7 protein-coding genes are annotated in these 7,052 nt (G+C 41.9%); 2 read left to right on the forward strand and 5 right to left on the reverse strand.

Annotated features, from left to right (window positions below):
- Positions 1-47 precede the first annotated feature (47 nt).
- The 5 genes from hemW to gpr form a co-directional block, all read right to left on the reverse strand.
- The gene (gene hemW, locus CS060_RS09355) at positions 48-1,190 is read right to left on the reverse strand and encodes a radical SAM family heme chaperone HemW (RefSeq protein WP_180271073.1); all 1,143 of its coding nucleotides are present in this window, start codon (positions 1,188-1,190) and stop codon (positions 48-50) included.
- Between the two features lie 47 nt (positions 1,191-1,237).
- Entirely contained in the window at positions 1,238-3,064 is a 1,827-nt protein-coding gene (lepA, locus tag CS060_RS09360) for a translation elongation factor 4 (protein ID WP_035050574.1), read from the reverse strand.
- Between the two features lie 95 nt (positions 3,065-3,159).
- Entirely contained in the window at positions 3,160-3,465 is a 306-nt protein-coding gene (locus tag CS060_RS09365) for a YqxA family protein (RefSeq protein ID WP_035050573.1), read from the reverse strand.
- A 9-nt stretch (positions 3,466-3,474) separates the two neighbouring features.
- Positions 3,475-4,644 (reverse strand): stage II sporulation protein P, encoded by a 1,170-nt coding sequence (spoIIP, locus tag CS060_RS09370; protein WP_082180331.1) that lies wholly within the window; start codon positions 4,642-4,644, stop codon positions 3,475-3,477.
- Positions 4,645-4,709: 65 nt separating this feature from the next.
- Entirely contained in the window at positions 4,710-5,813 is a 1,104-nt protein-coding gene (gene gpr, locus CS060_RS09375; RefSeq protein WP_035050570.1) for a GPR endopeptidase, read from the reverse strand.
- Positions 5,814-6,004: 191 nt separating this feature from the next.
- Here gpr and rpsT point away from each other — a divergent pair, with 191 nt between their 5' ends.
- Positions 6,005-6,271 (forward strand): 30S ribosomal protein S20, encoded by a 267-nt coding sequence (rpsT, locus tag CS060_RS09380; RefSeq protein ID WP_004889444.1) that lies wholly within the window; start codon positions 6,005-6,007, stop codon positions 6,269-6,271.
- A gap of 60 nt (positions 6,272-6,331) precedes the next feature.
- On the forward strand, positions 6,332-7,006 hold the full coding sequence (locus CS060_RS09385; protein WP_035050568.1) for a Crp/Fnr family transcriptional regulator: 675 nt from the start codon (positions 6,332-6,334) through the stop codon (positions 7,004-7,006).
- The last annotated feature ends 46 nt before the right edge of the window (positions 7,007-7,052 follow it).

Raw genomic sequence — 7,052 nt, forward strand, 5'->3', positions numbered from 1 at the left:
AGCGAGTGCTAAATCTACTATTAAGGTATCAAATTGCACTTGTCGTGTCAAGATGAAACACCGAGAAACGATTGAAATACTTCGTTTCCGAGCAATTTGCCACGATGGGTAAGGAAAATCGCTTCCTCCGTCTCTTCAAGCAATCCGTTTTGTTTTTGTAAAGCGATTGCTTCATCAAAGACGTCATGCACCGTTTTTCCATATCGTATAAAAAATTCATTTTTATTTACCCCTTCGATTTTTCGTAAACCAAGAAACATATGCTCTTCCATTTGCTCTTCTTTTGATACAACATGCTCGCCTACATGTGGCAACTGCCCTTGCTCAATGAGCTGTATATATTTTTTAATCGGACCCGCGTTTACATATCTTACGCCGTTCATATAACTATGCGCTCCTGCACCAAATCCGTAGTAGTACTCATTATTCCAATATGTCATATTATGGCGGCTATCAAACCCTTTTTGAGCATAGTTGCTTAATTCATATTGTTCATATCCATTTTGCTCCATTTGATCCATAATGATCTCGTACATATATGCTTCTTCTTCTTGACTTGGCAACGGCAACGTCTGTTTTTTCATCAAGTTGTAAAATACTGTTTTAGGCTCAATAATGAGCGAGTAGGCAGACACATGTTGAATCGGGAGCGAAAACGTTATACGTAACGTTTCTTTCAGTTGATCGATCGTTTGCGTCGGTAATCCGTACATTAAATCGATATTTATATTATGAAAGCCGAGCTTGTGCGCGCGCTCAATCGTCTCGGTTGCCGCTTCTTTCGTATGTGTACGTCCAATGCGCTGCAACAATCCATTATCAAATGTTTGTACCCCAAAGCTTAGGCGGTTAACCCCCCATTGCTTGAGCACATGCAACTGTTCGTCACTTACCCCATCTGGATTCGCTTCAACAGTAAACTCAACATTCGAAGCGAGTGGGACAATGCGATAAATAGCACGCAACAATCGCTCAAGCTGCTTAGCAGTAAGCGATGTCGGCGTTCCCCCACCGATAAATACGGTCTGTAATTTTGGCGTCGGAACACGTTCAAACGTCCGCTCCATTTCGATGATTAACGCGTCAATATAAGCATCAACCGGTTGTTGATGTAAAAATACTTTATTGAAATCACAATAATGACAAATGTGCGTACAAAACGGAATATGAATATATGCTGCTTGAATCATTTGCTTCACCCTTTTCTATGCAAAAAACCGCAGAAACATTCTGCGGTTTATTTTTGATCGTCCATCTTTAACACAGCCATGAACGCTTCTTGCGGCACTTCAACGGAGCCGACTTGTTTCATGCGCTTTTTCCCTTCTTTTTGCTTCTCAAGCAACTTCCGCTTACGCGAAATGTCCCCACCGTAACATTTCGCTAATACGTTTTTGCGCAACGCTTTAATTGTTGAGCGCGCAATAATTTTATTGCCGATGGCAGCTTGCACAGGTACTTCGAATTGTTGGCGCGGGATTAAGTCTTTTAATTTTTCAACGATCACTTTTCCACGGTCGTATGCAGAATCGCGATGAACAATAAACGATAACGCATCAACTTTTTCACCGTTTAATAAAATGTCCATTTTCACAAGCTTAGACGGCTTATAGCCGATTAATTCATAGTCAAACGATGCGTACCCTTTTGTACTCGATTTTAAAATATCAAAGAAATCATATACGATTTCAGCAAGCGGCAGTTCGTACGTCAACGTAACGCGACGCTCATCTAAATATTGCATATCACCGAAAATACCGCGTTTCTTTTGACATAGTTCCATAACAGGGCCAACGTAATCGTTTGGCACCATAATTGTCGCACGTACATACGGTTCTTCCACACGTTCAATTTTTTGTGGATCTGGCATGTTTGATGGATTATCGACAGCTAGTTCTGTTCCGTCGGTTAAATATACTTTATAGACAACGCTTGGCGCTGTTGCAATAATGTCAATGTTAAATTCACGTTCTAAACGTTCTTGGATAATTTCCATATGCAAAAGTCCTAAGAAACCGCAACGGAAACCGAAGCCGAGCGCTTGTGACGTTTCCGGTTCAAACTGCAACGCTGCATCATTTAATTGTAGCTTTTCTAATGCCTCGCGCAAATCGTTGTAGCGCGCTGTATCGATTGGATACAATCCGCAAAACACCATCGGGTTTAAACGACGATACCCTGGAAGCGGCTCGCTTGCTGGGTTGTCGGCATGTGTAATCGTATCCCCAACACGCGTATCGCTAACGTTTTTAATGGACGCTGTTAAGTATCCAACATCCCCGACGGTCAATTCGTCGACGACTTTCGCTTTTGGCGTAAATACACCAACTTCAACGACTTCAAACTCTTTTCCTGTCGCCATCATTTTAATTTTTTGACCTGCTTTCACCGTTCCTTCTACGACGCGAATGTATGCGACAACGCCTCGATACGGGTCATAAAGCGAGTCGAAAATAAGCGCTTTAAGCGGTGCATCTGGATCGCCAGATGGGGCAGGAATTTTTTGAACAATTTGCTCTAAAATCTCGTCGATCCCGATGCCGACTTTGGCTGATGCCAACACAGCTTCGGATGCGTCAAGACCGATCACATCTTCAATTTCTTGACGAACACGTTCAGGGTCGGCACTTGGTAAATCAATTTTATTAATAACAGGTAAAATTTCCAAGTTGTTATCGATCGCCAAATATACGTTCGCAAGCGTTTGCGCCTCAATGCCTTGCGCTGCGTCAACGACTAAAATTGCCCCTTCACACGCCGCTAAGCTACGTGACACTTCGTACGTAAAGTCGACGTGCCCAGGTGTATCAATGAGATGTAAAATGTAGTCTTGTCCATCTTTCGCTTTGTAATGAAGCTGGACGGCATTTAATTTAATCGTAATGCCGCGCTCGCGCTCTAACTCCATCGAATCGAGCGCTTGCTCTTTCATCTCGCGCTCAGATAGCGCACCCGTCTTTTCAAGAATGCGATCAGCAAGCGTAGATTTGCCGTGGTCGATATGTGCAATAATGGAAAAGTTGCGAATGCGATCCCTTCTTTTTAGTCTCTCTTCACGATTCATCTATGTTCCACTCCTATAATTTCCGAAATACGCTAGCTTTGATTATAACAACAACGTTTGCAATATTCAACGCAAAAAAAAGAAAAGGCGGAGCGTTATCCTGCCTTTTGTATCAATGAGAGCATTTGTTCAACGAGCGAATGAACGAATGTCGCAAGTTTTTGTCCCGCTTTTGAAAACATGTTAAACGTCTCCATTTGTTGCAGTTTTTCTTTTTTTTCTTCAATCGATTGCCCAAGCACGATCGTTTCGTCTTTTGATACGTGTACAACTCGCTCAAGCGATGGATCGTTATACCCTTTCATTTTGCGCATCCCTTCGTTCGCTTGCTCCATGCCGAGCAATACACCTACTAAAAAAATGACGGCGATGAGTAAACTTTGAATCGTAAATCTTACCATCTCACTCACCTACTTTTTTTCTGCCGATTGTGTCGCATTTACTTTTTCTGCTTGCCAATAATATTCGCTAAATACGTCAGCAACGGCTGATACTGTTCGATACAACTCTTGAAACGTGTTATCCACACCACCAAATTCAATTAAAATCGCGTTTTCTGATAAATCTTGGTTGAATTTCCCGTTTGTGCCGACCCCTTTTTTCTCAAACGTTCCGCGACTCAACCCTGGATATTTTTTTTCTAGTAACTCATGCAATTTCGTCACAAGCTGTAAATTTTTTTCATACTTCGCATTTTCCCCACCAATAATAAACGATACTCGTGCATAGTTCACTCCATTAATCGTCACCGTCGTATCATTGCGACGACGGGAATCGCGGTGAATATCGATTAAATATTGCACGTCACGATTGTTTGCCATCGCTTCAACGATCGTTTTACGCGACATATCATACGCTTGATAATATTCCATATTATTTTTTAACAATTTCCCGATAAAATCGGTCGTATCAACAACAACACCGATGCCGCGCTTTTCTAGTTCTTCGCCTAATTTTTTTCCGACTTTCGTTACATTCACAGTCGGATGATGGGCGAAGTTTGGATTCGTCACTCCTTTTAATGCAGGCAAATACGATTCTTGCGTATGTGTATGATAAATATAAACAACTTTCTTTCCTCCTGTCGTTTGTGAAGGGGCAGGAGCAGGAGGCGTTTCTTCCTCCTGAAGCAGTTCTTGCGCAGCTTCACGCTCAGCAAGCAACACTTCTAAAGGAGGAGGCGATTCATATGGGATGTTTGTAAAATCCGTTCCTTCCCCAGCTACAATAATTTCGCTATCATACAAAGAAAAACCAGGAAGCTCTCGTCCGAGCAAACTGCGTGGATCGTTCAAATTCACACTTGTCGTCATTTGAAGAAAATACTGGGAATATGATAATTGTTGTTTATTTTCCGGCAACATTTGACGAAAGTACACATTTTCAAAAGAGAGCAAATGTACAAGTGATTCGGTTGAAAACCGATTTGTCACTTCATGAACAGAAGAAGAAGAAAAGCGATATGTTGATGTCGCTGTCATCGTGGCAACAACTGTCAACGTCCCCATAAATGTAAACAAGATAAATACAAGCCACTTTTTTATATTTGCTCCGTGAACGGTTACCATCATTTTCATCACTTCACCCTTTCAAAGCTTGTCTACTCTATCAGTATGACAACGCTTTGAAAGATAGAACGAAAAAACTAATGTGTGTATGCTCCGACGTTTTCTTGATCAATCCGATGATGCAAAGCAGCATTCAACCCGCTCGCCAATATGTTTGCCATTTCTTCGATAAATACATCTACTTCTTTTGGCGTAACCATTAAATTATGGCCGATCGGGGCAAGCACTTCATAAATTAACTGTCGCTTTTCTTCGTCATCCAATAAACCGACCATCCCTAAAAAAGCTGAACGATCTGATTCGTTCGGTAAATCTTCTTCCGTTAACTTTTTTTTCCTTCCAAATACGAGGCTCGCTGGAGCAAGCGCACGAGCAGCCCGATCGCCTTCCTTCATTTCGCGACCGAGATGCTTTAATAACAAATCAATCGTGTCGCTTGCAATCGATACAGCGTCAACAACAGTTGGCACACCGATAGCAATGACCGGAATACCTAACGTTTGTTCGCTTAACTCTTTCCTTTTATTTCCAACACCCGATCCTGGATGAATGCCTGTATCGGAAATTTGAATGGTAGCATTTACTCGTTCAATCGAACGCGCGGCTAACGCATCAATCGCAACAATAAAATCTGGTTGAATTTTTTCGACAATACCTGCAATGACATCGCTCGTTTCAATGCCGGTCATCCCCATCACTCCTGGAGCGAGCGCGCTCACCGAGCGAAATCCGTCTTGGACGCTTTCGGGCTGCAACTGAAATAAATGGCGCGTCACCAATAAGTTGGACACAGCCAGTGGACCGAGCGCATCAGGTGTCACTTGCGCATTCCCTAATCCAACAACAAGGCAACTGGCTTGTTTTGAAATGCCAAGTTGCTGCAAAAAAGCATGAAAATGTTTGGCAAATAGTTTTTCTACTTTCTGTTGTAAATCTGTATCTTGTGTGCGAATGCCTTGTGCTTCAATGGTTAAATACTTCCCTGCTTTTTTTCCTAACGTTTTTTCCCCTTCTTCCGTCACTTCTACAAATGAAAAATGAACACCGTCTTCTTCCCAGTCACGAATCAATACCCCCTCAAGCGAAGTTTCCTGGTTGCTTTGTAATCGTTCTTCAATCGCTATTTCATGCGCTTCAATGGCTAAATCCGTTCGTACACTATACGGCCGTAAATCGATCATACAGTCTCCTCCATCATTTTTTATCATTTGTTTTATCCATTTTCCTCCTTTTTCATACAATCGCACTTTTCCGGCTTTGCCCTATTGCATAATTAAGAGCAGTTTGGTAGAATATCACTTGTTCTTATTGTTCATCGAACTGTCGCGTATTGAACGTATATATTTGCGATCGGTTAACGGAGGTGAAAAAAATGGCAAACATTAAATCTGCAATTAAACGTGCAAAAACAAGCGAAAAGCGTCGCGCTCATAACGCATCTATGAAATCAGCAATGCGTACTGCAATCAAAAAATTTGAAGCGCTTGTTGAGTTAAAAGACGTGGAAAAAGCAAAAGAAGCTTTCGCATTTGCAACGAAAAAAATCGACAAAGCGGCTAGCAAAGGCTTAATCCACAAAAACGCTGCAAATCGCTATAAATCACGTTTAGCGAAAAAATTAAACAGCATTACAGCATAATGAAAAAACAGCTTGTCATACGAGACAAGCTGTTTTTTTCCATTTCGGGAGGGGATATATATGCATTGGGTAAAAGAACAGTTAAAAATGATTTCGCTATTTTCCCAACTATCCGATGAAGAACTAGATGCCATTGTACATATTGCAACCGTCCGCACATACAAACCGAAAACGCTGGCCTTTATGCAAGGTGATCCGCTTGATCGCGTCTTCTTTATCGCTCGTGGTACGGTGAAAATTTACAAAACAGATGTCAGCGGAAAAGAGCAAATTATATCTATTTTACAAGAGGGGGATATGTTTCCACACACCGGCTTTTTCCGACGTGGCACATACCCGGCACACGCTGAAATGATGGGTGAAACGATGCTCATCATCATCCCCATCGAACAATTTGAACAAACACTCATTTGTTATCCACAATTATGCATAAAGCTGTTTCGCATCATGGGTGAAAAAATTATTGAATTACAAACACGTTTAGAAGAACTTGTTTTTCACAATACAGCTGAACAATTAGCCCGACTTTTCATCCGATTAGCAAAAACAAATGGTGTATATGTCAATGGCCGTTATCGGCTGAAAGCGATGCTTACAACTCGCGAATTAGCCAACATGATCGGCACTGCGCGCGAAACAGTCAGTCGTGTACTTAGCCAAATGAAACAACAAGGCGTCGTAACAACAGATGACGACGGCTACTATATCATTGATGTCGATGCGCTAATCGAGTAGGAGGAGGTGATTAACCTCCGTCCTCTCACACCACCGTACGTACGGT

The sequence above is a fragment of the Anoxybacillus flavithermus genome (genome assembly GCF_002742685.1).
GTDB classification, from domain to species: Bacteria; Bacillota; Bacilli; order Bacillales; family Anoxybacillaceae; genus Anoxybacillus; species Anoxybacillus flavithermus_E.